Raw genomic sequence first — 25,267 nt, 5'->3', positions numbered from 1 at the left:
GCGGTAGACATGGAATTCAAGTTCAAGAAACAACGTTACCAAGAGGATGCTGCTTTGGCTGTCGTATCTGTTTTTCAGGGACAACCTAAGCAAGACGCCTTCACGTATCTGCGCGATAAGGGCAAAGCCGTCATTCGCAAGGGCATGGAAGACATGCTCTATCAGGCTATGCTTTCTGATGAGGGATACACGAATGCCCCGGTGCAGCTTTCAGCTACTCAACTCCTAGATAACATCCACCGCGTGCAACGCGCAAACGGCATTAGCGAATCATCGGAGCTGTCCGCAAGTCAAGGCGCATGTCAGCTTGATATAGAGATGGAGACGGGCACCGGGAAGACCTATGTCTACACCAAGACTATGTATGAGCTTAACCGTACCTATGGTTGGACCAAGTTTATCATCGTGGTGCCCGGAATCGCTATACGCGAGGGCGTGAATAAGAGCCTGCAGAATACCGAGCAGCACTTCTTCGAGCAGTATGGCAAGAAAATCGAGTCCTTTATATACGATTCTGACAATCTGACCGAGCTCGATCGCTATTCCGAGAGCCCTGACATCTGCGCGATGATCATCAACATGCAGGCTTTCAACACGTCCATGAAGGAGGGGACGAACAACAAACAGGCTCGCATCATCTTCGATGAGCGCGACGAGTTCGGCAGCCGTAGGCCAATCGACGTTATCGCTGCGAACCGGCCCATTATTATCCAGGACGAGCCGCAGAAGATGGGCGGAAAGGCGACTCAGAACGGCATCAAGCAGTTCAACCCGCTCTTCTGCCTGAACTACTCCGCAACCCATCGCGTGCGCCACAACACTGTGTATGTGCTGGATGCGCTCGATGCCTTCAACCAGCGCCTGGTGAAGCGCATCGAGGTGAAAGGCTTTGAGCTGAAGAACATCCGCGGCACGCACGGCTACCTGTATCTTCGCGACATCGTGGTGAGCAGGAACAAGGCGCCCGTAGCCTTGATTGAATATCGCAGGCTGACTGCAGGCGGCAAGGTGGTAATCGCTCATGGCCGCTTCGGTGTGGGAGACGATATCTACCCCGCATCCGGCGAGATGGAGGCCTACCGCGAGGGCTACCAGATTGCCCCGGACGGCATCGTTCCCGATCAGAACGGGCAGTTGGGCTACGTACGATTTCTCAACGAAGTGGTCGTGAACAAAGGCGAGGTCGTGGGCGACTCGACTGAGGACGATATACGGCGAATCCAGATTCGCGAGACTATCAAATCGCACTTGCAGAAGGAGTCCGCTCTCTTCTTCCGGGGTATCAAGTGCCTCTCACTCTTTTTCATCGACGAGGTGGCCAAGTACCGCAATGTAGCCAACCCGGACAGAGATGAGACCATTGGCTATCGCAAGTTATTCGAGGAGGAGTACAAGGCCGCCGTTGCCGAATTTTTGAACGGGCGCATCGAGGATGAATACACGGCCTACCTGTGCGGCATCGGGGCCCACGAGACCAACGAGGGTTACTTCTCGATCGACAAGAAGGGTAATCCGGTCGAGTCGAAGAAGGAGAAGAAGGCCGAGCGCGAGGACGGCATCGGCCTGAACGACGACGATGCCCGCCGCGCCTACGACCTGATCCTGCGCGACAAGGAGCGGCTGCTCAGTTTCGAGGAGCATGTACGCTTCATCTTCAGCCACTCTGCGCTGCGCGAGGGCTGGGACAACCCCAACATCTTCCAGATCTGTACGCTGAAGCACTCCGACAACGAGGTGAGTAAGCGCCAAGAGGTAGGACGGGGACTCCGCCTGTGCGTGGACACCTTCGGCAACCGGCAGGACCTCGAGGCGCTTGGTGAAGGCGAGGTTCACCGTGTGAACGTCTTGACCGTCATCGCATCCGAGAGCTACGCGAGCTTCGTGGATGCACTACAGAAGGACATCAAGCAGGGTCTGCGCGAGCGTCCGACCATCGTCACCGACGCGCTTTTTGCTGGCAAGATTATAGAGAATCCAGAGGGCACAACAATCACGTTATCGAACGACGATGCTCGAAAGATCACCTACGCGCTCATCGCTGGCAACTTTATCGACATGGACGGGCGCCCCACGGCCACATTTAGGTCCGGCGGTTTTATCGAATATGCCATGGACAAGCTTCCAGAGAACCTCAGGCCCTATGTCGAACACATTGGAAAAATTGTCCAGAGTGTCTACGATTCTCATGCACTCGACGGTTATATTACGGATGGTCACGAACAGAAGATAGCGATCAACAAGCTCAACGCGAACTTCCACAAGAAGGAGTTTCAGGAGCTTTGGGCTCACATCAATCACAAGCACGCCTACACGGTGAGTTTCGACGCCGAGGAGCTTCGCTGGAAGGCCATCGCGCATATTGATGAGAAACTGTTCGTGAGCACGCTCTCCTACACGCTGACCACGGGTAGCCAGAAAACTCAGGCGACGCGCGAGTCCATAACGAGCCGCGAACAGTTCGGCAACGTGAAGAGTGAGACCGTTGAGTTGGACGCTTTACCCGGTTCGAGCGTGACCTATGACCTCGTGGGCGAGATTGCCCAAGGTGCAGCAATAACGCGCAGGAGCGCGACTTCCATCTTGAAAGGCATAAGCCCGCTCAAGTTTGCCATGTTCAAGCGCAACCCCGAAGAGTTCATTGCCAAGGTGGCGAGGGCTATCGTCGCCGAGAAGGCTACGATGATCGTGGATCATATCGAGTACCACACCCTCGAGGACACCTACGACGAAGGCATCTTCACCGAGCATATGCCTGAGAACATGAGCCGCGTTTACGAGGCCGTTAAGAACATCCAGGATTACGTGGTGTTTGACTCGGCTATTGAGCACGACTTCGCCAAGGACATGGATGAGGCAGCTGAAGTCTGCGTGTACGCACGCCTGCCTCGTGGTTTCAAGATTCCCACGCCTGTTGGGGATTATGCGCCCGACTGGGCCATCGCATTCAACAAAGGTGCCGTGCGGCACGTGTTCTTCATCGCTGAGACCAAAGGGTCCATGGACACCATGCAGCTTGACGTGGTCGAGAACTCAAAGATCGCCTGCGCGAAGAAGCTCTTCAATGAGATGAGTACCGAAGGCGTGAGATACCATCAGGTTGCTACATACGACGAACTACTCGGGTTGATCGGCAACATGGAATAGGACGATGAGGGATTATGTTAAGGGCGTCATTTGAGTGATGACGACTGTCATTTCTTGTCTCATTAAGATTGGGAAGACGCAGACCGATCAATTCGAGCGGCGTATGCACCAGCTTGAACGCAATGGTTACTCAATGTAGTGGGTCTGCAGTGAGAGATTGCCATCGAAATCGAGAACTATGACGAAAAGAAAAGCTTGCTCGATGACATCTTTTCAAAATCCCGCGTACATATGACCGAAGTCTTCTCGCTAGATGTAAACCAGATTACTTTGTGACAGCCCCTTAACCTCTTAGCAGGTTGAGGGGCTGCCTTCTTATGCGGCCGCCCCGTCGAGGAAAGGCGGTTCGCATGGACGGTGAGGTCGATGGCGCGCAGGAAGCAGCGCAAGGCGCGCAGGAGCAGGGCGGCGAGGGGCGCGAGCAGGAAGCGCCGCCGCAAGTAGGCGAGGAAGGCGGCGGCTACGAGGCGCAGATCGCAGAGCGTGATGGGCGCATAGCCGAGTTGGAGGCGCAGATCGCTGAAGCGGCTAAGACCGCCGAGGCGGCAGAGGCGCTTCGCGGGGAGATCGACGACCTGAAGCGGCAGAGCGCCGACGAGCGCATCGACTTCTCGCTTGAGCTCGCGGGCTGCAGGAACGTCAAGGCGGCGCGGGCGGTGCTGGCCGACTACGACGGCGACGTCGAGAAGATGCGCGAGGCGGAGCCCTGGCTGTTCGCGAAGCACGCGGCCGTCGAGGGCCCCGTCGGCAAGACGGGCCTGCCGAACGCCGGGGCGGCGTCTGACGAGGGCAAGACCATGAAGCGCTGGCGGGATATCGCCGGGCTCTCCGACGACGATAAGGCCAACGAGTAGCGACAACGGGAAAGAGGGAGCATTCATGCCGAACAGCATCGACTTCGTGAAGAACTACACCACCGTCCTCGACGAGGTGTACCAGCGCGCGAGCATGAGCAGCGTGCTCGCTTCCGGCCGCCGGTTGGTGCGCGCCGGGCGCAACGCGCGCGAGATCATGATCCCGAAGATCTCGGTGTCGGGGCTCGGGAACTACACGCGCAACGAGGGCTACAAGACAGGCGCGATCACCTACGAGTTCGAGACCAAGAAATTCAACTATGATCGCGGGATCCGCCTTTTGGCCGACGTGATGGACGTCGAGGAGGCGGGAGTTCTGGACTGCTTCGTGGAGGCGGGAAGCGAGCTGCAGCGCACCCAGGTTGCCCCGGAAGCTGACGCATTCGCTTTCGCCTCCATCGCAAGCCACGCTGGCGTGAAGGTGGACGAAGAGGACCTCTCGGCCGCGAGGCAGGCGACGTGCTGGCGCAGCTGCGCGAGCTGACCTCCGCGATGGACGAGGCGCAGGTGACCCCCGGCTCGCGCTACCTGTTCATCACGCCGACGCTCAAAGGAGTGCTCGACGACTTCAGCCTGGCGAACCCTGCGCGCTCCAACCGCGTGCTCGAGCGCTTCGCCGGCATCGTGGAGGTGCCGCAGGTGCGCTTCTACACCAAGATCGACCTGCTCTCCGGCGACTCGGACCAGTTCGGCTACAAGAAGGCCTCGGCCGGCGCCGACATCAACTTCATGGTGGTTGAGAAGAGCGCCGTGATCAAGTTCGACAAGCACGTCGCGTCGAAGGTGTTCGCTCCCGACGAATTGGAGAGCCTTGACAGTTACCTCGTGAAGTACCGCAAGTACGGGATCGTGGAGCTGTTCGACAACAAGCTCGACGGCGTGCACGTGAGCGCCGTTCCGACGGCGTAGCCATGGGCGTCACCTACGAATACTATTCGCAGACGTACGGGGGCGGCCTTTCGGAGGCCGCCTTCTGCGCATCCGTCGGATTGGCGGAGTCGCATGTGTCGTGGCTGTGCGCCGCGAAGGGTGCCAAGACGAACTGCAACGCATACAAGCGGGCCGTGTGCGCCGCCTGCGAGGCGTTCGCCGAGTGCGGCGCGGGCGAGGTGGGCGGCTACACGATAGGCGGTTTCACCGTGCGGAACTACGAGAACAAGGGCACGACCGGCGAGGAACTGGCCACGCAGGCGGCGCTGAGGGAGCTCGGGCCTTGCGGCATAGCCTTTAGCGGGGTGCGCTGATGCGGCTGTTCAAGCCCATACCCCGAACCGCCCTGCCCGATGCGATGGCCGTGCGCGCTCCGTTGCCTGACGGCGCGCTCGGCGAGCCCGTCGTGATCGCCGGCGTGCGGTTCGACCGGAGGCAGTCCGCCTCGGGCGACGCGCACCGCAGCGCCGATGCGGGCGCGGGGACGGTGTACGTGGACGCCGTGAACTCCGCTGGGGCGTTCGAGGTGGCGGCGGGATCGCGCGTGATCATACGCGGGCATTCGTACTACGTGGTGGAATGCCATCCGTGCGAAGACCTGTTCGGACGGGTCCACCACTGGGAGCTGAAAGTGAGGTAAGGCATATGCAGCTATCCTTCTTGGTTGCGAAAGCCCTGCTAGAAGGCGAGTTCGCAAGCTACTTCGCAAAGGCTCCGTCGGCGTTGGAGGACGGGCAGCCCATCGTGCTGCGCGAAGGGGCGTTCGAGCGTCGCGTCCGTTCCGAGGATTCGGAGCGTGGCACGGTAACCGTTGCGGTGCTGGTGGTGCGCGAGGCGCCCGCCGAGGCCGAAGCCGACGCCGACGCATGCGAGCGGCTGGTCCGTACGTGCCAGTGGGAGGGCATCGCCGAGAACGGCGGCTGGCGCATCGTCGGCTTGGACACGACGGCGCCGTCGTTCAAGGAGCGTGACGGCTCCGGGCGCTTCGTATGGGCCTTCGACGTGGTTCTGACGGTGGTGAGGTCACTGTGAGCGGGACTGCGAAACGCGAACGCCGTGAAGTCGGACGCGGGTTCGAACCGTCTAGGAAGCGGCCGTTGTCATGGGACGGGCAGCGCCGTGCGCGATCGGCCGATTCGCTCGCACGCGAGGCGCAGCGAAAGGCGAACGCCTACGGGCGTGCGAGGGGGCGGCTGTGAATTCGATCATCTACGCCGGACATGACTTCTCCGAGATATGCTCCGCCCAGGTGGTGGGGCGCTCGCTCAACGAGATGGCCGTGGAGGCGATGCGCGTGGCCGGGAGGCCGGGTGCGGTGCCCGCTTCCGTGTGGATGCCGCCCGAGGACATCATGGTGTGCCTGCTCATGGATCCCGGCTTCGATCCCGGCGTGGCCGGGCTGGCCTCGATGCGACACCGGCTGCGGGCGTGGCTCGTGCAGCCGCACGGCGGGACGCTGGTCCTGCCCGACGAGCCCGAGCTGACCTACCATGACGTGCTGCTGGTGTCCGCTGGGAATTGGACGCAGCTGTTCGAGGACGGCGAATGCGAGGTGACGTTCACCGCGTTCGACCCGGTGGCCTACGGCGCGGAGCGCGTCGTGCGCGCGCCGGGCTTCGAGGTGGGCGGCACCTGGTGCACCGACCCGGCGTTCCATGCGGTCGTCGAGGCCGGGAGCGGACTGCAGATCGCCAACAGGGCGACCGGCGAGGCCGTTCGGCTGGAGCGCGCCTTCGCCGGCGGCGAGTTCGTGGTGATCGACTGCGCGGACGGGAGCGTGCGCGTCGACGGCCTGGACGCCCGCGACGCCGTTGCGCTCGGCAGCGACTTCTTCGCGCTTTGTCCGGGATACAACGAGCTCGCCTTTACGGGCTGCTCGTCTGCTGAGACCCGGTTCGTTGAAAGGTGGCTCTAGATGGCCGGCGCAGTCCCGGTGCTCTACTGGTTCGACCGGTTCGACGGGCGCGTCGGGATCCTGCCCGTGGCCGGGGAGCTGGTGCACACCGAAGAGCTGAACGGCGAGGACACCCTCGAGTTCGCCTCGCGCGAGGTCCCCGCGAAGGGCGACCGGCTGCTGTGGCTCGACGGCGACGCGTGGCGCGAGCACGTGGTCGCGCGCACCGACGAGCCCCTCGAGGGCCCCTGCTCGGTATACGCGGAGTCCTCGCTTTGCGAGCTGCTGGACGACTATATCGAGGATACGCGGATCGCCGGCAAGACTGCCGCGCAGGCGCTCGCGTCCGTGCTGGCCGTCACTCGATGGTCTGCGGGGGAGGTGGCGGGATCGGGCTTGGGTTCTTGCCTGCTCTATCACATGAACGCCCTTGCGGCCCTGCGCAAGGTGGCCGACGTGTTCGGCGGCGAGGTCTCGGCCTCGATCTCGGTAGACGGGGCGCGCGTCTCCGAGCGCAGGGTCAACCTGGTGCGCAAGCTCGGGGAATGGCGCGGGCTTCGTTTGAACTACGGAAAGAACCTGACCGGGTGCACGAAAACCGTGCTGGAGGACGAGGTGCATACCGCACTCTACGGCTACGGGGCGGGGCTGCCCTTCACCGACGAGGGCGGAAGCTACCTGCCGGGCTACCGCCGCAAGCTGACCTTCGGGAAGGTGAACGGCGGGGCGAACTACGTGGCCGACGAGGACGCCCGCGAGGCGTGGGGGCGCTGGAACGCGGACAGGACGGCCAAGGTGCATGCTTTCGGCCAGGTGACGTTCCCCGACTGCACCGATCCCATGCTGCTGCTGGCGCTGACCAAGCGCGCTCTCGCGGATGCCGTTCGGCCCAAGGTGAGCTACGAGGTGGAGGCTTCGGCGCTCGACGGCTCCGAGGCCGGGCTGGGCGACGAGGTGGCCGTCGTGGACGCGAGCCGGGAGCCCGAGTGGAGGCTGCGGGCGCGCGTGGTGCGGCGCGTGAGGACGTTCGGGGATGCCGTATCGTGCCGCGTGACCGTCGGGTGCGCGCAGCCCGCCGACTACGCCTCGCTGAGCACGGTTGCCGCCGACGTGGCCGCGCTGCAGGACGACGTAGCGGGCATCGACGGCAACCTGAGCACGGCGGCGTCCACGTCGTTCGTGGCGCAGAGCGTGACGACGGCCATCGACGATCTGGACGAGCTTGCGGAGTTGGACTTCTGATCCTTGAAGAGGAGGCACGGGATGGGGCTCGACGATTACGGGCTGCACGAGATCGTCTGGAATGCGGGAGACGACTACTTTTCCGACTGCTTCGCGGCCTCGCCGGCCGATGCCGACGGGCGGGGAATCTCCCTTGCCATGAAGCAGAACGGCGCGGCGCTCGACCTGACGGACGCCGCCGTGTACCTGATATGGCGGCATCGCGCCACCGGCAAGCGGGGATGCGAGCCGTTTGCGGCCGTGGACGCAGCCGCGGGGTCGTTTCGCGTGTTCTATCCGGCGGCGCTGCAGGAGGTCGCCGGGACGGTTGACGCCCAATGCATGGTGAGCTGGGACGACCGCTCCATCTCGACGCGGGCCTTCGTGATCCGGGTGGAGCCGGTGCTGGTGGGCGGCGTCGAATCGGAAGACGGCTTCACGCTGTTCTTGGAGGCCATCAAGAAGTACGAGGAGGCCGCCAAGCTCTCGCACGAGGCTGCCGACGAGGCCAATGCGGCCGCGGCCGCGGCGAACGAGGCAGCCGCGAGCGCGAGCCAGGCCGAGGCCGATGTGCGGGCTGCGGCCGAGAACGGCGAATTCGACGGGCGCGACGGCGTCGATGGCGCGGACGGCAAGGACGGGCGCGATGGCGCGAGCCCGTCCGCCTCTGTGTCCCAGTACGGGGACGCCGCGATCCTCACCGTGACCGACGCGAGCGGCACCACGACCGCGACGGTGCTGCAGGGGCCCAAGGGCGACGCGGGCGAGACGGGTCCGCAGGGCGAGGCGGGCGAGCAGGGACCGCGAGGCGAGAAGGGCGAGGCCGGCGAGCGGGGACCGCAGGGCCCCAAGGGCGATCCGGGCGCGGACGGCGCCGACGGCGTTTCCTGCACGCACTCTTGGGACGGTTCGGTGCTGACCGTGACGAGCGCATCGGGCGCGAGCTCGGCCGATCTGCGCGGGCCGCAGGGCCCCAAGGGCGAGCCGGGGGCGGACGGTGCCGACGGCACGGCCTTCGCTCCGGCCCGCCGCTGTCGCTTGCGGGCGGCACGCTTTTCATCGACCTGAGCAGCTACGCCACCAGACAATACGTTGATCAGGCCGTCTCTTCGCTGGCAAACCTCGAAGAAGAGGAGTTCTAGGCTATGGCAATCGGCACGATCCCGACCTCCGTACTGACCGACGTCGCCAACGCGATCCGCTGGCAGAACGGCACCGGCACGCTGTACAAGCCGCGCGAGATGGCGGCCGCGGTTTCCGCGCTCGACGGCGACAACGCCGGGGGCTTTGTGGAGGAGCCCTGCATGGCGCTTGAGTCGGGCGTGCTTTCGGAATCGGTGCTCTTCGCCCTCGCCGAGGCCATACGCGCGCAGAACGGCGAGGCGACGAGGTACCGTCCCGCCGACATGGCGGCGGCCATCCGGGCGCTTGCGTGGGATGTGGGGCTGAAGCCCCGCGCGCTGCTGCTGGAAGGGGGGACGCTGGAATTCAACTACTTGGAGCGCAGGTCGTCGACGGTCGGCGAGCGCATACTGGCGGCGTGGGAGGTCGCGACGGACGGCTACGCATACGCTTCGGGCAGGCCGTGGGACGAGCGCAAGCAGGAGGTGGTCCGCGTGGTGTTCGACGGGTCGTTCGCGGCCGCGGGCGTGACCTCCGGCAAGAACTGGTTCAACGGCTTTTTGCACCTTCACGAGGTGCGCGGGTTCGAGGCGCTGAGCGGGATGGCGGAGGGCGACATGATGTTCGCGAGCTGCCCCGCTTTGGAAAGCGTGTTCGCCGCCTTCTTCGACACGGCGGCGCTCGAGAGCGGGACGAACATGTTCTACGGGTGCCGCAGCCTGGTGGGCGGAACGGGATACGTGCGCAGCAACGGCGGAGGGGCCGCCATCTGCTGTTTCGGCGATACTGGGCTGTTGACCGACCCTGCCGACGATGGGCGCCGCTGGTGCACGGGCGTGGTGTACGAGGACGGGCTGCTGGAGGTGTCGGCGGCGGGCGCCGTGGATCCGGCGCGCACGGTGCTGGCGACCGGGCGCGCGTGCGTGAACGCCCGCTACGACGCGGTGGGATTCGCGTTCTGGTACGAGCACCGCGCCTTGGTGGAGCGCGTGTCATTCGCCGACGACATGGCCGGGGCCTGCGCGGACTTCGGCATGAGCCTGAACTACTGGTTCTACGGGTTCGGGAAGCTGGCGGCGGTCGAGGGCATGGCGAATCTGGCGGGCATGCGCGAGATGCGCTACGCGTTCAACGCATGCACGTCGCTGGCGGCGCTCGACCTGCGCGGGTTCTCGCCGGCGGCGCTCGAGGTGCTGGCGTTCACGTTCGGGGGATGCTCGGCGCTCACCACCATCCTGGCGGACGCGGACTGGGCTCTGCAGAGCGGGTGCGGGGGCGGCATGACGTTCTACGGGTGCACGAGCCTGGTCGGCGGCAACGGGACGGTTTACTCGGCGTCGCGCACGAACTACGACCGGATGGTGATCGACGGGCTCGATGGGAAGATCGGGTATCTGACGGCGGGGTGATGCGGGGCTAATCGAAAACGGGCTCGTTTGGTTCCAGATAAAACTCATCTCTCGCGTCTTGGATTTGAACAAACAGCGACCAGACGCCGGGCTCGATATTCCTTCCGGCTGCATTTTTTGGGAAGAAGTCGATGATTACCGGCACCAACGCGTTTTCAATTGCCTCGGCGAAATCAAGCTGCCGCTCCCTGCTGAATTCCTCATACTGGCGGGGGGCGACGCCGTGGAGCGCCAAAAGGTCTTCGATGTAGCGGAAGGTGCTTTCTCCTGTATGAAGCGTGCCGTATCGAAAATTCTCCGGTTTGAGGGAGCTGACGAGCGACCACTTCGCTTCTTTCGGGAGATCGAGCCTCCATATGCTCCTGTGCAGCTTTCCCGACAGGAGGTCCGGCTCAACATCGAGGAATCTGGATAGCGCGTCGAGCACGTCCGCTCGCATTTCCCCCCTGTTGACCGCATCGCGTATGGCCCTTTCTGTTCTACGCAATTCGGGCTTCACGCTTTCGGCGCATGAGAAGGCCGCGCCAAGCTTTCGCCGGGACCATCCGAGCTGTTCCAGCGTCATGCCAAACGCTCTCTTGCTGATCTTGGTCTTTTCGATTGGTTTGTACGGCATCGCTTCTCCAAATGCGGAAGTTTTTCAACTATCTCGTATCTATTCGCGGAAGTATTTTGCTAGTAGGATTATTGCAGAGCGCAGTTAAGGATGCAAATGAATCTAGTTCACCTAGGCTCTTATTGCCGGATGGCGAGTTGAGGAGGTCGCAATGGAGGCGAACGGACAAACGGGGTTCGAGTTCTCGGACGGCAAGGGGAGGGTTCTCAAAGCCTGCTTGAGCGAGTCCGTAAGCGAAAGCGTCGCCCAGATGGTGGGTAAGGTCAATCCTCAGCCGATCTAGATGGCCCTGGCATTAGGGGTATGCCTGTACGTTGGGACGAATCCCGAAACGTGCAAACAGCTTGCGTTCGCATGTAGCAGATGGCTTTCTTCTGCGGTGTAGCCCGGCTCATGGATCCGTCTTTCTCATCGGCGCGCCCTTCGGGGTGCGCTTTCTGTTTGTGACGCGCCCTTATGCTTTCCCCATGTTATCGGTACGCGGAGGGAGGGTGCATGGAGTCGCTGGTCACGGCGCTGGTCACGGGCGGGCTCACGCTCGCCGGCGTGATCGTCTCCAACCTGCGGAGCCAGGCCGTCATGGAGTTCAAGATCGATGAGCTGGCGAAGCACGTGGAGAAGCACAACGGCATGATCGAGCGCACGTACGCGCTGGAGCAGGATATGGTCGTGGCTCAGCGCGATATCGCCGACCTTCGCCGGAGCACGGAGGTGTGAGATGGACAAGTTCCTGACGGGCAACGAGTGGTCATGGCGGCTGGCGCGCACGGTCGTGCAGGGCGTGCTGGGCGTGATCGTGGCGAACGTGGATTTGCTGATGGGGTGTGCGGTGCTCGATCCGACGTGGCGCGCGCTGTGCGTGGCGCTGGTGATGGCGGTGCTGTCGCCCGTGATGGCGGAGCTCGGCCGTGCGCTGCCCGAGGGCGGTGGAAGCGATGCCTGATGTGGTCGAGTTCGTCCAATGCGACGCCCGCAACTACACGCCGGGACGCCAAGGGCGCGCCGTGTCAAAGATCGTGGTGCACTACACGGCCACCGACGCCTCCGCCCATGACAACCTGCTGTACTTCTCTCGTTCGGACGCGCAGGCGTCGGCGCACTACTTCGTCGACAAGGACGGCGCGGTGCGCCAGAGCGTTGCCGAGGGGGACACCGCCTGGCACGCGGGCGACTGGGGCGTGAATCTGCGCTCCGTCGGCATCGAGGTGGTGAGCGCGGGTGAGGACTTCACCGAGGAGCAGGTGGCGGCCTTGGCCGGGCTGGTGGGCGACATCCGTGCCCGCTACGGCATCGGGGCGGGCGACGTGATCCGCCACTACGACGTGACGGGCAAGCTGTGCCCGGCGCCCTACGTGGACGCCGGCAAGTGGGCGTGGCTGCACGCGCGCATCTGCGGCGGTGGATCGGCCGACGACGGCTCCGGGAGCGGTGGCGGAGGCGCGCCTTCGGGGGACGTCGGTGACTTGGCGCGGCGTGTGATCGCAGGGGAGTTCGGCAACGGCGACGCGCGGCGCGCGTCGCTGGGCGCGCGCTACGACGAGGTGCAGGCCGAGGTGAACCGGGCGCTATCGGGCGAGGCGTCCGGCGGAGGGGTTCCGGGCGGCGGGTGCGACGTGGACGGGCTCGCGCGCCGTGCGATCGGCGGGGAGTTCGGCAACGGGGAGGCCCGTCGCGCCGCCTTAGGCGTGGACTCGAGGCCGTCCAGGCGCGCGTGAACGAGATCCTGGGCTGCGGGCCTTCCGCATCCGGCGCCGCTTCCAACGTGGATGCGCTGGCGCACGCCGTCATCAACGGCGACTACGGCAACGGCGAGGCGCGCAGGGAGCGCTTGGGCGCGGACTACGAGGCCGTGCAGAGGCGGGTGAATGAGCTGCTGGCGTAGGCGTCGGGCGCGGTTGGCGGAGGTGTGCGGCGGGCTTCTGGACGGGGTGCTCTTCCTGCTGCCTGCGATCCTCCTTCTGCCCTTGGTCCCCGTCTTCGAGGCGCTCGGCGGGATGTGGGACGCTCTCGACGGGGAATGAACGCGACGGCGTGCCGCCTTTTCCAGTGCCATTGCAGTTGTAGCCGTTTTGCTCGCTGACGACCCGCGCATTCCTTCAAAGCGCGGGTCGGGGATGCGGGCATCTTCGGAAAGCGGGGCTAGATCCCCGCAGGGTCTTTGCGGGCCGGATCGCCGCTGCCTGCGAGGACGCCCCGCCACCATCCGGGGCTCTCCACGCCGGATAGGCAGAGCATGTCCAAGAGCCTCGCCCGAGCCTTCGGCGGCAGCCCCTCGAAATCCTTCCGCTTCGCGTCGAGCAGCGCCTCGGAGGTGCTGGCCATGTCGTCGCAGATGCCCCCGCTTCTCTTCGAGCGTGTAGCTGTCCGACGAATACGGGCAGAGATCCGTGCGGAAGTAGGCCATCTCCCCGTCTTGGCAGAGCTGCTCGATCTTGGCTCGTCTGTCATTGTTTGGACTCCTTTCCGGGTGCCCAGCGCCATGGGCTATGGCGCCGGGCTGGTACGAATTTCGGTACGAATAATCCCGGAAGGAGCGTTTTCTAGCGTTTCGCAAGGGTGTGTCGAACTTAGCGAAACAACACTTTTAACCTGCGTAAACGTTACTTTTTGAGCGGAAGTGATTTGAAGCGTTTTGCCTGCGGCTATTCCCACTCGATCGTTCCGATGGGTTTCGGCGTCAAATCGTACACGACGCGGCAGATGCCGGGGACCTCGTCCAGAATGCGCGCCGTGATCTTCTTGAGCAGCGCCCAATCCAGCTCCGGCACCTCGGCGGTCATGGCGTCGACGGTGTTCACCGCGCGGATGATGGCGGGCCACTCGAAGGCGCGCACGCCGTCGCGCACGCCGGTGGCGCGGAAGTCGGGCACGCTCACGAAGTACTGCCACACCTTGCCCTCGAGGCCGGCCGCGGCGAACTCCTCGCGCAGGATGGCGTCGGCTGCGCGCAGCGCCTCGAGGCGGTCGCGCGTGATGGCGCCGAGGCAGCGCACGCCCAGACCCGGGCCGGGGAAGGGCTGGCGCTCCACCATCTCCTCGGGAAGGCCCAGTTCGCGGCCGATGACGCGCACTTCGTCCTTGTACAGCAGCTTGACGGGCTCGCACAGCTCGAACTGCAGATCGTCGGGCAGGCCGCCCACGTTGTGGTGCGCCTTCACGCCGTCGGATTCCAGGATGTCGGGGTAGATGGTGCCCTGCGCGAGGAAGCTCACCTCGTCGCCCACCTTGCGGGCCTCCTCCTCGAACACGCGGATGAACTCGGCGCCGATGATCTTGCGCTTGGCCTCGGGCTCGGCCACGCCGTCGAGCAGCGCGAGGAAGCGATCGACCGCGTCCACGTACACGAGGTTCGCGTCGAGCTGGTTCTGGAACACGTCCACCACCTGCTCGCTCTCGCCGGCGCGCATGAGGCCGTGGTTCACGTGCACGCAGATGAGCTGCTTGCCGATGGCCTTGATGAGCAGCGCCGCCACCACGGACGAGTCCACGCCGCCGGACAGGGCCAGGAGCACCTTCTTGTCGCCGACCTGCGCGCGAATCGCGTCGACCTGCTCGTCGATGAACGCGTTCGCCAGCTCGGGCGTGGTGATGCGAACCATATCGTCGGGGCGCTTGTTGGGATCCATCAGGGTAGTCCTCCTCGTGTCTCGCGGACGCCGGCGCGGGGCCGGCTTTTCTCATGGGTGCGATTATAGCGAATGGAGCAGCCGCGCGCGGGCTTACTCCGCGTTCTCCGGCAAGTATTCTTCCAGCACGCGCCTGAGCTTCCCCAGGTCGATGGGCTTGGTCATGAAGCCGTCCATGCCGGCTTCGAGCGCCTGCTCGCGATCCTCGGTGAACGCGTTGGCCGTCATGGCTACGATGGGCACCCGGCCGCGCCCCGCGGCGCGCTCGCCCGCGCGGATGGCGCGGGTGGCCTCGATGCCGTTCATGAGCGGCATCTGCATGTCCATGAACACGAGGTCGAAGTACCCTTCAGGCGCCGCGCCGGCCGCCTCGACGGCCTTCTGCCCATCGTGCGCCTGCTCGACCTCGGCGCCGATGGTGCGGATGAGCTCGGAGGCGATCTCGCGGTTCAACAGGTTGTCCTCCACGAGCAGCACGCGCCCGACGACGTGCCCCTCGGCGCGCGGCTGCTCGACGCCCCCCGCGCCGTCGAGGTCGGCGAATTCCTTGAGCACGCGATGGAGGCGCGACTTGAACAGGGGCTTCGACACGAACGCGGACACGCCTGCCGCGCGCGCCTCGTCCTCGATATCGGCCCAGTCGTAGGCGGTCAGCAGCACGATGGGGGTGGAGTCGCCCGCTTCGGCGCGGATGCGGCGCACCGTTTCGATGCCGTCCATGCCGGGCATGATCCAGTCCACGATGATGAAGCGGAAGTCGTCGCGCTCGTCGTGCGCGCCCGCCACGAGCGACACGGCCTGCGCGCCCGACGTGGCCGCGTCGCCGCGCAGGCCCAGCTCGTCGAGGATGAGCAGCGTGCCCTCCACCACCTGCGCGTCGTCGTCCACCACGAGCACGCGCGCCGCTTCGAGCGTGCCGAGGGCGAAATCCTCCTCGGCGTCCTTTACCGGCACGAGGGGCACCACCACGGTGAACGTGGAACCTTCGCCGGGCGCGCTCTCCACCTCGATGGTGCCGCCCATCATGTCCACGACGTTCTTCGTGATGGCCATGCCGAGACCGGTGCCCTCGATGCGCTTCGTCTCGGCGCTCTCCTCGCGCTCGAACGGGTCGAACAGGCGCTCGACGAACTCAGGCGTCATGCCGTAGCCGGTATCCTGCACGACGAACCGGTAGTTGTGATGGCCCGCGCGCCGCGACGGCTCCTCGCTGAGCGACAGGCGCACGGTGCCGCCTTCGGGCGTGTATTTCACCGCGTTGCTCACGAGGTTGATGAGCGCCTGGTTGAGCCGCATGGAATCCCCGATGACGTTCTCCTGCTGCACGTTGCCGATGGTGATGTCGAGCGTCAGATGCTTTTCCTGCGCCTGCGGCTGCGCGATGGTCACGATGCCGTTGACGAACTCGGGGAAGCTGAAGCGGTCCTCGTTGAGCACGATCTTGCCGCTTTCGATCTTTCCCATATCGAGCACGTCGTTGATGAGGCTGAGCAGGTGCCGCGACGACGTCTTGATGCGGTCGAGGCAGACGGCCACGTGCTCGGGCTCCTCGAGGTGCGCCTCGGCGATGGAGGTGAGGCCCACGATGGCGTTCATGGGCGTGCGGATGTCGTGGGACATGTTCGAGAGGAACTGCGACTTCGCCGCGCTCGCGGTTTGCGCGAGGGCGAGCGCTTCCTGCAGGTCGGCCCGCAGCTTGTCCTCGCTTTTGCGGTTGCGGCGAATGAGGACGAGGTAGGCGCCCACCGACGCGGTCACGCCCGCCATGAGCACGATGGCCCAGGCGATGGTCTGCATGCCCACGTCGGTGACGACGGTGTACAGCTCTTCGACCGAGGCGGTGGATTGGTCGAGGATGCCGATGTCGAGGCCGAGCAGGTCTTCGATGGCGGGATTGATGCGCTCGTCGGTGAAGGCCCTGATCTCCTCGTCGGTGACGGACGGGTCGCGCGCGAGGGCCACGAGCTGCTCCTGCAGCTCGTCGAGGTCGGCGTAGCCCTCCTCGAGCGCCTGTGCGGCGGCGGGGTCGGCGTCGTGCTCGCTCGCGATGAACGCCGTCTTCTCGCGCATGTCTTCGTCGACGTTGTCGTAGGAGCGCTCGAGGGCGTCGAGGGCCTCGTCGCTGCGGGAGAGCAGCGGGCGGCCCGAGAGCGTGCGGCACTGCACGAGCAGCGTTTCCACGCGCCCGGCCGCCACCGACACGGGGTAGGGGCTGCTCTTGATCTCGTCGGTGCGGTTGCTGATGGTCATCATGTTGTTAATGGTGATCACGAAGAAGGCGGTCATCAGCACGGCCAGCACCACCGCCGTTATCCTCGAGAGCCATACGGACGCGTTCGGCTTCTGGTTCATAGCGCTATCTCTTTCCATGATACAAGCGATCATATAAAGGAATATGGTAGCACGACGCGCCCGCGCTCGGCGCCTCGCAAGCGCGATCCAAATAGTTTATGGTGTGTATCGCACACTATCGTGTATCGTATGTTATAGTGTGCAACACACACTATCGAACGAACGGCGGAAAGGGGGAGACGTGGCGCACGACGACATCGTATCGAGCATGGTCCTCGAGCTGCGGCGCGGCACGCTGGTCATGCTCGTGCTCGGGCAGCTGCGCGAACCGGCGTACGGCTACGCGCTGGTGAAGACGCTGGCCGATCACGGCATTCCCATCGAGGCGAACACGCTGTACCCGCTCATGCGGCGCCTTGAGGCGCAGGGGCTGCTGACGAGCGAGTGGGACAACGGCGCATCGAAGCCGCGCAAGTACTACCGAACCACCGACGAGGGCGTGCGCGTGCTCGGCGAGGTGGAGGCGCAGTGGCAGGCGCTCTGCGCGGGCGTGAACACGCTGCTGCATACGGAACATGCCGAAGAGCGCGCCGGCGACGCCGACGCCGCGGGAAAGGATCGCACCCATGTCGAACGATAACGACCTGATCGAGCGCTACCTGTACGCCATCACGCGCCATCTGCCGGCCGAACAGCGCGCCGACGTGGCCGAGGAGTTGCGCACGCTGATCTCCGACATGCTCGACGAGCGCTGCGGCGGGCTCGCGCCCACGTCGAAGGACGTGCGCGTGGTGCTCACCGAGTTGGGAACGCCGGCCGAAATGGTGCGCAAGTACACGAACGGCGAAGGGAAGTGCCTGATCGGGCAGCCGTATTACTCCCAATATATCGCGGTGCTGAAGCTGGTCCTCATCTGCGTGACGGGCGGCATGGCCGTGGCGGGCATCCTGTCGATGCTCGTTGAACCGGGCGACAACCTGGCTCTGCAGGCGGTCGAGGGCGTCGGCGGCTGGATCGCGGCCCTCTCGTTCGCGTTCTCGTTCGTGACGGTGCTGTTCGCCGTCTTCTCGCGCAAGGGCATCGAGGTGGACGTGTCCATGATGGGCTCGCTCGACGACCTTCCGCCCGTGCCGCGCGAGGCGAAGCCCTCGACGCGCGGCGACGCCGTGGCAGGCATCGTGTTCTCGGTGCTGGGCGCGGCGGTGCTCCTGCTGTTCCCCGACGTGCTGAACGCTTTGAGCCACCGCGGCGACGGCGTGCCGTTCGACCCGTTCAACGTGGCCGCCATCCGCGCATCGGCCTGGGTCATCATCGCCTGGACGCTCATCTGCGTGGCCGCCGAGAGCTTCAAGCTCGTCGAAGGCCGTTACTCGACGCGGCTGCTCGCGGTCACGCTCGTCTCCGATGCGCTGGCGGCCGTGCTCGTGGTGTTCTGGCTGACGAACTTCCAGATCGTCGACGGGACGGCCGTCATGCAAGCGCTGGAATCGTCGGGCGATCCGCTGAACGGCCCCGTGCAGTGGGCCGTCGCGAACATCCAAACCGCGTTCTGCGGTCTCGTGCTGGTCGCGCTCGCCATCGACGCCGTGGACGCGACCGTGCGCACCTTCAAAGCCGCCCGCTGAGGAAGCGAACGGGAGAGGGGCGGCGCCGGGAGGGGCCGGCGTCGCGGACGGCCCGTTCCCCGGGGGGACGGGCCGTCCGGCGGGGGCGCCTAGATGGCGTCGGAGCGCAGGGACTCCACGATGCTGGCGGCGTGCGATCGGTGGAGCGCGTAGGCCACGCTCAGGGCGAGCACCGCGCACACGATGCCCGCAGCCAGGGCCACGTAGCCCCAGGGCAGGGTGAAGGCCAGCCCGGCGAACGCCAGGGACGTGGCTTTGAACAGCAGGAACGCCACTGCCACCGCAACGGCGAGGCCGATTCCCAAGCCGCGCAGCGCGTAGCTGGCGCACTCGTAGGCCAGCATGCGGGCGAAGGCGCGATTGCCCATGCCCACCGAGCGCAGCGTGGCAAATTCGCGCGTGCGCAGGATGATCCCGTTCGCCAGCGTGTTGAACACGTTGGCCACGGCGATGAGCACGGTGATGAGCGAGAAGCACAGCACGAACAGCTGGATGGACTGGAAGATGAGACGGTTCTGGCGCGCCGATTCCACGATGTCGTTCACGTTCACCGAGAGGCCGTCGTAGTCCTTCGCCAGCTCCTCGAGCTCGGCGACGGCCTGCGCGTGGTCCTCGGCGGTGAACGAGAGGCTTGCGAACGTGTACGCGTAGGGGCTCGTCTGCCCGTCTCCCGAGGCAGCGTCGTCCGCCGCGCTTTCCGGCAGCAGCAGGGCCGGGAAGCGCTGTCCGCCTGCGGCGGCGTTCACCGCGGCGGGCTCGTCGGCCGCGAGCGCGCCGATCTCGAGCGGGTAGGCCGCGGCGGCTTCGTCGGCCGGCACGGAGATCAGGCCGCCGCCCGCGCCGTCGGCCGCCTCCTGGTCGAGGTAGCACACGGCGGGCTCTCCGTCGTCGCCCTTCGTCATGCCCATCGAGGAGAACCCTTCGCGCTCCTCGATGGCGTACAGGGTGACGGGCCCCGTGCCGGCGAACGGCTTGGCGGACACGTAGGAGCCGTCGGGCAGGGTATCCTGGTAGACGTCGAGGCCGATGGCGCGCGGGTTCGCCGAGTCGGAGTACGCCGCCGCATCGAGCCCCAGCTCGTCCACGAGCGCCTCCCACGCCCCCGCATCGAGGTAGAAGAGGGTGACTTCGCCGTAGTAGGCGCCCTGGGCGTCGAAGGCGCGCGGCACCCAGTCGGCGGCGATCTGCTCCTGGTAGGCCTCGCGCGTCTGCCGCGCCTCGGGCGTGATGAGGTCGGCCGGGATGACGCATTCGGTCTGCCCTTGACGCGTCGACCCGATGAGCTCCACGCCCTCGATCCGGCTCGCGCGTTCCACGAACCGGTCGAACTCGTCGGCGCGGTCCGAGAGGATGGCACTCTCGCGCATGCCCTCGTTGTTGGCGTAGACCGACGCCACGATGTCCGCGCCGCTTCCGGCGCCTCCCGAGCCGCCTGCGCGCTGCGACAGCGGTTCGAGGTACAGCGCCACGCTGCCCGTGGTGACCACGAGGGCCACGCTCACGGCGAGCGACGCCACCACGGTGCGTCCGCGCGACGCGGCGCGCGAGAGGTTGCGATGCGCCACGAACCCGGGGATGCCGCACAGCCTTCCGGCGAGCCCCAGCTTGACGGCGCAGGGACCGCCGCTTCCCGCGCCGTCCGAGGCCGCCTTGCGGGTCGCGCGCTTCGACAGGCGCACGTCCTGCGTCTGGCGGATGGCGTCGACGGCCGACACGCGCGCCGCCCGCGCGGCCGGCACCCACGCGCTCACGAGCAGCGTGACGAACGAGAGCGCCGCCGCGGCGGCGAGGATGGGCGCGCTCAGGTGCACGGAGAGGCCGCCGCTCTCGCCGAGCATGGCCGCGAACGCCTCCTGCGACACGGCGAACACCCCGGCGGTTCCCGCGACGCCGACCAGCAGCCCCACGGGCACGCCGACGGCGCCGAGCAGCAGCGCTTCCACGAGCACGGTGCGCCTGAGCTGCCGCTTCGACGCGCCGAGCGAGGCCAAAAGGCCGAACTGCCGCGTGCGCTCGGCCACCGAGATGGCGAAGGCGTTGTAGATGAGCGACACCGACGCCACCACGATGACGGCGGCCAGCACGGCGGCGACCATCCACAACGCGTCCCAGATGGCACGGCCGTCGGAGACGCCCAGGTAGCGGAACAGGTTCGTGTGGTACAGGGTGGAGGCCGCCTCGCCGACGCCCGTGGCGCGCTCGAAGAACGCGTGCATGCCGTCGAGGCTCGACACGCCCTGCGTCACCACGTAGACGCCGGTTTTGGCGGCGGGCGAGGAAGCCGCGCCGGCTCCTTCCGCAGCGTCCGCCACGGTGAGGGCCACCGCGGATGATTCGGCGGCGGTGTAGTTGTTCCCGAGGAAGCCCGGCTGGTGCCGGTAGAAGCCCACGACGGTGAGCGTGCGCTCGCGCGCCTCCTCGATGCGCGTCTCGCCGTCCGCTGCGGCGAGGGCGCCGAAGTCGGCCGTGACGGTGCCGCCCACCTCGAGCGGGCCGTTCGACGATGCACCCGGCGCGCCGTCGGCCCCCAGCGTCTCGCCCTTGAAGTAGTCGGGCAGCAGCACCTCGTCGGCGGTTTCGGGCTCGCGCCCCTCGAGCAGCTCCGGCATGAGCGCGAAGGGCGCCCCGTCGGGTTCGTCCGCGCCCTTGACGGTGCTCGGCAGGGATTTGACCCCGATGAAGCTGCCCAGGGAGCGGGCGTCCTGCTCGGTGAGCGCGGCGGTCCCGTACAGCGTGAACGTCGCGAGCGCGCGCGTTTCGTCGGCGTCCTTCAAGGCGTCGACGGCCTGCGCGGTCACGTCGGGGGAGTAGACGTGCCACGAGCCCTCGGTGGCCAGCGTGCGCTCGAACAGCCCCTGCTGCACGCTGGCCACGCTCGTGAGCACGGCCGCCAAGAGCGCCGTGGACAAGGCGATGCCCACCACGGTCACGGCGGTGCGCACGCGGTTGCGCGCGAGCGTGCGCCGGGTGAAGCGCGTGAATATGCCGGCCATCTAGCGCCGCCTCTCGTCGGAGGCGATGCGGCCGTCCTCGATGGCGATCACGCGGTCGGCCATGCACGCGATGTCCTCGTCGTGGGTGATCACCACGAGCGTCTGGTCGAAGCGCTTGTTCGACTCGCGCAGCAGCGCCATGATCTCGCCGGAGTTGCGCGAGTCGAGGTTGCCGGTGGGCTCGTCGGCCAGCACGACGGCCGGGGCGTTCATGAGCGCGCGCCCGATGGCCACGCGCTGCTGCTGCCCGCCCGACAGCTGGTTCGGCAGGAAGCGCTCGTGCCCGCGCAAACCCAGGCCGTCCAGCAGCATGCCGAGGCGCTGCTCGTTCACCGGCCGGCCGTCCATGAGCACGGGCAGCGTCATGTTCTCCACCACGTTCAGCACGGGAATGAGGTTGTAGAACTGGTACACGAGCCCCACCTCGCGGCGGCGCAGCACGGCCAGCTCCTCGTCGGAGCGCGCGTACACGTCGGCGCCGTTCAGCAGCACGGTGCCCGACGTGGGGCGGTCGACGCCGCCCATGAGGTGCAGCAGCGTCGACTTGCCGGAGCCCGACGAGCCGACGATGGCCACGAACTCGCCTGCGGCGACGGAGAACGACACGTCGTCGAGCGCCTTGAGCGCCGTGCGTCCGCTTCCGTACACCTTGGTGAGATGGTCGATGGTCAGAATGTCCATGATGAGCCTTTCTCGCTTACGGTCTGCGGAACAGTGTGCGCCCACGGCGCTTGCACGGGCATGAACGCTCCGTGACAGAATTGTCATGTTGTCTTCAGAAACGCCGCGCGGCGAACTTCGAGCGGGGTCGCGCTACACGATGACCTTGGGAAACACGAGGTCGAAGCGTGCACCGCCGTCGCGGTCGTTGCTCGCGCGCAGCGAGCCGCCCTGCGCCGTCACGAGCGCCTGCGCGAGCGCCAGGCCGATGCCGAAGCCTTCCGAGCCCTCGCCGCGGTAGAAGCGCTCGAACAGATGGGGAAGGTCCTCGCTCGCGATGCCCGGCCCCGTGTCCGTCACGCGCAGGCGGAAGGCCACGGCGTCGACGGAGGCGCGCACGCGCACGGCCCCTCCGGCCGGCGTGTGCTCCATGCAGTTCTTGAGGATGTTGCCCAGCGCCTCGGCCGACCACGCGGCGTCGCCGACGAAGGAGGCGCCCTCGTCCACGTCCACCGTGCAGGTCACGTCGCGCAGGTCGAAGGCGCCGGCCAGCGGGGCCAGCGCGTCGGAGACGAGGCGCGCCGCGTCCACGGGCCGGGCCTGCACGCGGATGGCCCCCGCATCGGCCTTCGCCAGCTTGAGCAGCGCGGTCACGAGCCAGCCCACGCGATCCGTCAGCGTTTCGAGCTCGTGCAGGATGCGTCGCCGCTCGGCGTCGTCTTCGGCGCGCTCGGCGGCGGGGATGAGCAGGCCCATGGCCGTGAGCGGCGTTCTGATCTGGTGCGACACGTCGGCCAGCGCATCGGCCAGGGCGTGCTTCTCCGCTTCGAGGCGCTCGGTTGCCGTTCTCAGGGCCGCCACCATCTTGGCCAGCTCGTTCTTGAGCACGGCGAGGTCGCCCTCGCGGTAGTCGGAGAAATCGATGCGGCGGCCGTCGTGCAGCACCTCGTCCACTTCGGCGGCCAAACGCGCGATCTGGCCGTAGCGGTGCGCCGAGAACGCCGCGAACAGCGCGCAGGCCACCGCGTCCGCGGCGAGCGCCCACAGCCCTGCGCGCGGTCCTTCGACGACGCCCGCCGCCACGGCGACGAGGGCGAGCGCGCCGCCGAGCAACGCGAGTTGGCCGGCGAACGCGCGATTCCTCAGCAGTTTCATCTCACGCTCCCGCCCGGTAGCCCAGCCCGCGCACCGTGAGGATGAGCCGGGGGTTCGCAGGGTCGTCCTCCACCTTGTCGCGCAGGCGCTTGACGTACACGCTCAGCGTGTTGTCGCTCACGTACTCGCCGGCGCTGTCCCAGATGGCGTTGCGCACGTGCTCGCGCGTGACCAGCTTGCCCTGGCTCTGCGCGAACAGCAGGAGCAGCCGGTACTCGAGCGCCGTGAGCGCCACGTCGCCGCCCGCCTTGCGCACGCACGCCGAGCCCGCGTCGATCTCCACGTCGCCCAGGCGCAGCAGCGAGGACGTGTGCGCGGTGCGCCGCAGCACCGAGCGGATGCGCGAGAGCAGCTCGCGGGCGCGGAAGGGCTTGGCGATGTAGTCGTCGGCGCCCATGTCGAGGCCGGCCACCGTGCTGTACTCGTCGTCGGAGGCGGTGAGGAAGATGACGGCGGGCGCGGGCTCGCACGCCTTGGCGGCGGCGCACACCGCGAACCCGTTGCCCTGCGCGAGCGCCACGTCCACGAGCGCGAGGTCGTAGCGCGCCCCGCGCAGCAGCTCGACGGCGGCGTCTTGGCCGTCCGCGGCGTCGATCTCGTACCCTTCCGCTCGCAGCAAATCGGTCAAGCTGGCCACGATGGCCCCGTCGTCCTCGACAAGCAGAATGCGCATAGCTGGTCCTTCCCCCGTTCGTTGCGTTCGCCACCACGGTAGCAGAAAACGGCGGCGGGCGCGCTTCCGAACGCGGAAACGCCGCCCGGGCGGGCGGCGTTTCTCAAGGGGGCGAGGGGGATGGAGGGGTGCGACGCTACCAGCGACGGCGGCTCATCGACAGCACCGCCCGCACGCCGAGCAGGGTAAACGCCGCAACGGCGACGGCGCCCGCCGCCCCGCTCGCGATGAGCCCGCCCACGAGGCACGCGTTTTTCTCAAGCGAGCGGTCCTTGCGGCGCGCGGGCTCCTCGGGCGCAAGTCGCTGCTCGCGGCCGGGCTCCTCGGGCGCTTCGACGCCGTCGAGCTCCTGGAATTCGTCTCCTTCCACGGCCTCCTGCGCTTCCTTCCAATCTTCCTGGACGTCGTCGTCGCGTCCCATGAGGGTGTCGAGTCCGCGTCCCAGCGCGGCGGGCCGGTTGCTGCCTTCCTTCGCGTTCATGGCTGTCTCCTTCTGCTCGGGGTGTCCGTTCGACTCGTCACCCTAGCGCACACGGCGAGCGCCGCAGCGCACGCCGCGCGCACGTGGCCGCCCCGAGAAGCACCCGTAACCTTCGGATGGGATGAGGGAGGGCGTTCGCCCTCAGAGGTCGGAGCTGATGAAGCTGTCGATGGCGCGCAGGGCGGGATGGGCCACCACGCCGCCCACGACGGCGCCGGCCGAGCCCACGAGCCAGTCGACGAAGCTGAACAGGTGGTCGGGCACCAGCAGCGACACCACGCCGTCGGCGATGCCCAGCATGCACGTGAGCAGCACGGCCAGCGCGCACGAGGTGAACAGCCCCATGTGCTGCCACAGCGCGTTGGCCAAAAGGAAGCTGAGCACGGCGAATTCGACGAAGCACACGATGGTGGACGGCGCGGCCACGCTCGGCATGAGATAGACGGTGGCCGCCCACGCCACGGCCAGCACCCAGCGGCCGACCACGACGAATTTTCGCCGCACGGACGTGCGCCCGGAAGCCGGACCGCCGTTGTAAGGATTCGTTTCCATGCCCCCACCATAGCACGCCC

Annotated in this window: 28 protein-coding genes; 18 read left to right on the top strand and 10 right to left on the bottom strand. The window is 66.3% G+C overall.

Annotation, left to right across the window (positions count from 1 at the left end):
- Positions 1–9: 9 nt before the first annotated feature.
- The 11 genes from C1876_RS06635 (at position 10) to C1876_RS06590 (ending at position 10,574) form a co-directional block, all read left to right on the top strand.
- Positions 10–3,144 (top strand): restriction endonuclease, encoded by a 3,135-nt coding sequence (locus C1876_RS06635; RefSeq protein WP_114545935.1) that lies wholly within the window; start codon positions 10–12, stop codon positions 3,142–3,144.
- A 350-nt stretch (positions 3,145–3,494) separates the two neighbouring features.
- Positions 3,495–3,998, top strand: coding sequence for a hypothetical protein (locus C1876_RS06630; protein WP_114545934.1), 504 nt, complete (start codon positions 3,495–3,497; stop codon positions 3,996–3,998).
- 25 nt (positions 3,999–4,023) lie between these two features.
- Complete coding sequence (locus tag C1876_RS17830) at positions 4,024–4,482, top strand: hypothetical protein (RefSeq protein WP_211309518.1); 459 nt, start codon at positions 4,024–4,026, stop codon at positions 4,480–4,482.
- Entirely contained in the window at positions 4,458–4,907 is a 450-nt protein-coding gene (locus C1876_RS17825; protein WP_211309517.1) for a hypothetical protein, read from the top strand. The genes C1876_RS17830 and C1876_RS17825 overlap by 25 nt, the downstream gene beginning before the upstream one ends.
- A 2-nt stretch (positions 4,908–4,909) precedes the next feature.
- Positions 4,910–5,242: a hypothetical protein gene (locus C1876_RS06620; protein ID WP_114545933.1), complete on the top strand. Its 333-nt coding sequence runs from the start codon at positions 4,910–4,912 to the stop codon at positions 5,240–5,242.
- Positions 5,242–5,568 carry a putative minor capsid protein gene (locus C1876_RS06615; protein WP_114545932.1) on the top strand — a complete coding sequence of 109 codons (327 nt, stop codon included), beginning with the start codon at positions 5,242–5,244 and terminating at the stop codon, positions 5,566–5,568. Before C1876_RS06620 ends, C1876_RS06615 begins: the two co-directional genes overlap by 1 nt.
- Before the next feature lie 5 nt (positions 5,569–5,573).
- Positions 5,574–5,960, top strand: coding sequence for a hypothetical protein (locus C1876_RS06610; protein ID WP_114545931.1), 387 nt, complete (start codon positions 5,574–5,576; stop codon positions 5,958–5,960).
- A 163-nt stretch (positions 5,961–6,123) separates the two neighbouring features.
- Entirely contained in the window at positions 6,124–6,843 is a 720-nt protein-coding gene (locus tag C1876_RS06605) for a distal tail protein Dit (protein WP_158544635.1), read from the top strand.
- Positions 6,844–8,064, top strand: coding sequence for a phage tail spike protein (locus C1876_RS06600; RefSeq protein ID WP_114545929.1), 1,221 nt, complete (start codon positions 6,844–6,846; stop codon positions 8,062–8,064). It begins immediately after the preceding gene.
- A 21-nt stretch (positions 8,065–8,085) separates the two neighbouring features.
- On the top strand, positions 8,086–9,111 hold the full coding sequence (locus C1876_RS06595) for a BppU family phage baseplate upper protein (RefSeq protein WP_114545928.1): 1,026 nt from the start codon (positions 8,086–8,088) through the stop codon (positions 9,109–9,111).
- Positions 9,112–9,188: 77 nt separating this feature from the next.
- The gene (locus C1876_RS06590) at positions 9,189–10,574 is read left to right on the top strand and encodes a hypothetical protein (protein ID WP_114545927.1); all 1,386 of its coding nucleotides are present in this window, start codon (positions 9,189–9,191) and stop codon (positions 10,572–10,574) included.
- A gap of 7 nt (positions 10,575–10,581) precedes the next feature.
- Here the strand turns inward: C1876_RS06590 and C1876_RS06585 are convergent, their stop codons facing one another.
- Positions 10,582–11,139, bottom strand: a complete 558-nt coding sequence (locus C1876_RS06585; RefSeq protein ID WP_148044534.1) for a hypothetical protein — start codon at positions 11,137–11,139, stop codon at positions 10,582–10,584.
- A 202-nt stretch (positions 11,140–11,341) separates the two neighbouring features.
- Between C1876_RS06585 and C1876_RS18120 the strand changes: the two genes are divergently transcribed.
- The 5 genes from C1876_RS18120 (at position 11,342) to C1876_RS17820 (ending at position 13,072) form a co-directional block, all read left to right on the top strand.
- Positions 11,342–11,473 (top strand): hypothetical protein, encoded by a 132-nt coding sequence (locus C1876_RS18120; protein WP_274542572.1) that lies wholly within the window; start codon positions 11,342–11,344, stop codon positions 11,471–11,473.
- 212 nt (positions 11,474–11,685) lie between these two features.
- On the top strand, positions 11,686–11,907 hold the full coding sequence (locus C1876_RS06580; protein ID WP_114545925.1) for a hypothetical protein: 222 nt from the start codon (positions 11,686–11,688) through the stop codon (positions 11,905–11,907).
- A 1-nt stretch (position 11,908) separates the two neighbouring features.
- Entirely contained in the window at positions 11,909–12,133 is a 225-nt protein-coding gene (locus tag C1876_RS06575) for an alanine racemase (RefSeq protein ID WP_114545924.1), read from the top strand.
- Positions 12,126–12,905, top strand: coding sequence for an N-acetylmuramoyl-L-alanine amidase (locus C1876_RS06570; protein ID WP_114545923.1), 780 nt, complete (start codon positions 12,126–12,128; stop codon positions 12,903–12,905). Before C1876_RS06575 ends, C1876_RS06570 begins: the two co-directional genes overlap by 8 nt.
- Positions 12,902–13,072: a hypothetical protein gene (locus C1876_RS17820; protein WP_211309516.1), complete on the top strand. Its 171-nt coding sequence runs from the start codon at positions 12,902–12,904 to the stop codon at positions 13,070–13,072. Before C1876_RS06570 ends, C1876_RS17820 begins: the two co-directional genes overlap by 4 nt.
- Before the next feature lie 257 nt (positions 13,073–13,329).
- Here the strand turns inward: C1876_RS17820 and C1876_RS06560 are convergent, their stop codons facing one another.
- The 3 genes from C1876_RS06560 to C1876_RS06550 form a co-directional block, all read right to left on the bottom strand.
- Positions 13,330–13,512 carry a hypothetical protein gene (locus C1876_RS06560; RefSeq protein ID WP_114545921.1) on the bottom strand — a complete coding sequence of 61 codons (183 nt, stop codon included), beginning with the start codon at positions 13,510–13,512 and terminating at the stop codon, positions 13,330–13,332.
- Positions 13,513–13,832: 320 nt separating this feature from the next.
- Entirely contained in the window at positions 13,833–14,816 is a 984-nt protein-coding gene (gene guaA, locus C1876_RS06555; RefSeq protein WP_114545920.1) for a glutamine-hydrolyzing GMP synthase, read from the bottom strand.
- Positions 14,817–14,909: 93 nt separating this feature from the next.
- Positions 14,910–17,168, bottom strand: coding sequence for a response regulator (locus C1876_RS06550; RefSeq protein ID WP_114545919.1), 2,259 nt, complete (start codon positions 17,166–17,168; stop codon positions 14,910–14,912).
- 181 nt (positions 17,169–17,349) lie between these two features.
- Between C1876_RS06550 and C1876_RS06545 the strand changes: the two genes are divergently transcribed.
- The gene (locus C1876_RS06545) at positions 17,350–17,748 is read left to right on the top strand and encodes a PadR family transcriptional regulator (RefSeq protein WP_244910064.1); all 399 of its coding nucleotides are present in this window, start codon (positions 17,350–17,352) and stop codon (positions 17,746–17,748) included.
- Positions 17,735–18,733, top strand: a complete 999-nt coding sequence (locus C1876_RS06540) for an HAAS signaling domain-containing protein (RefSeq protein ID WP_114545918.1) — start codon at positions 17,735–17,737, stop codon at positions 18,731–18,733. The genes C1876_RS06545 and C1876_RS06540 overlap by 14 nt, the downstream gene beginning before the upstream one ends.
- A gap of 89 nt (positions 18,734–18,822) precedes the next feature.
- Here the strand turns inward: C1876_RS06540 and C1876_RS06535 are convergent, their stop codons facing one another.
- The 6 genes from C1876_RS06535 to C1876_RS06510 form a co-directional block, all read right to left on the bottom strand.
- Positions 18,823–21,726: an ABC transporter permease gene (locus C1876_RS06535; protein ID WP_114545917.1), complete on the bottom strand. Its 2,904-nt coding sequence runs from the start codon at positions 21,724–21,726 to the stop codon at positions 18,823–18,825.
- Positions 21,727–22,407 (bottom strand): ABC transporter ATP-binding protein, encoded by a 681-nt coding sequence (locus C1876_RS06530; RefSeq protein WP_114545916.1) that lies wholly within the window; start codon positions 22,405–22,407, stop codon positions 21,727–21,729. It lies immediately after the preceding gene.
- Positions 22,408–22,539: 132 nt separating this feature from the next.
- A complete protein-coding gene (locus C1876_RS06525; protein ID WP_114545915.1) occupies positions 22,540–23,541 on the bottom strand; it encodes a sensor histidine kinase in 1,002 nt (333 codons plus the stop codon).
- A gap of 1 nt (position 23,542) precedes the next feature.
- Positions 23,543–24,214, bottom strand: a complete 672-nt coding sequence (locus C1876_RS06520) for a response regulator transcription factor (protein WP_114545914.1) — start codon at positions 24,212–24,214, stop codon at positions 23,543–23,545.
- A gap of 136 nt (positions 24,215–24,350) precedes the next feature.
- The gene (locus C1876_RS06515; RefSeq protein WP_114545913.1) at positions 24,351–24,695 is read right to left on the bottom strand and encodes a hypothetical protein; all 345 of its coding nucleotides are present in this window, start codon (positions 24,693–24,695) and stop codon (positions 24,351–24,353) included.
- 141 nt (positions 24,696–24,836) lie between these two features.
- Positions 24,837–25,247, bottom strand: a complete 411-nt coding sequence (locus tag C1876_RS06510) for a VanZ family protein (protein ID WP_114545912.1) — start codon at positions 25,245–25,247, stop codon at positions 24,837–24,839.
- Between the last annotated feature and the right edge of the window lie 20 nt (positions 25,248–25,267).

Source organism: Eggerthella sinensis, assembly GCF_003339815.1.
GTDB classification, from domain to species: Bacteria; Actinomycetota; Coriobacteriia; order Coriobacteriales; family Eggerthellaceae; genus Eggerthella; species Eggerthella sinensis.
The sequence above is the reverse complement of the archived record's forward strand: the minus strand, read 5'-3'. Positions and strand labels throughout refer to the sequence as shown.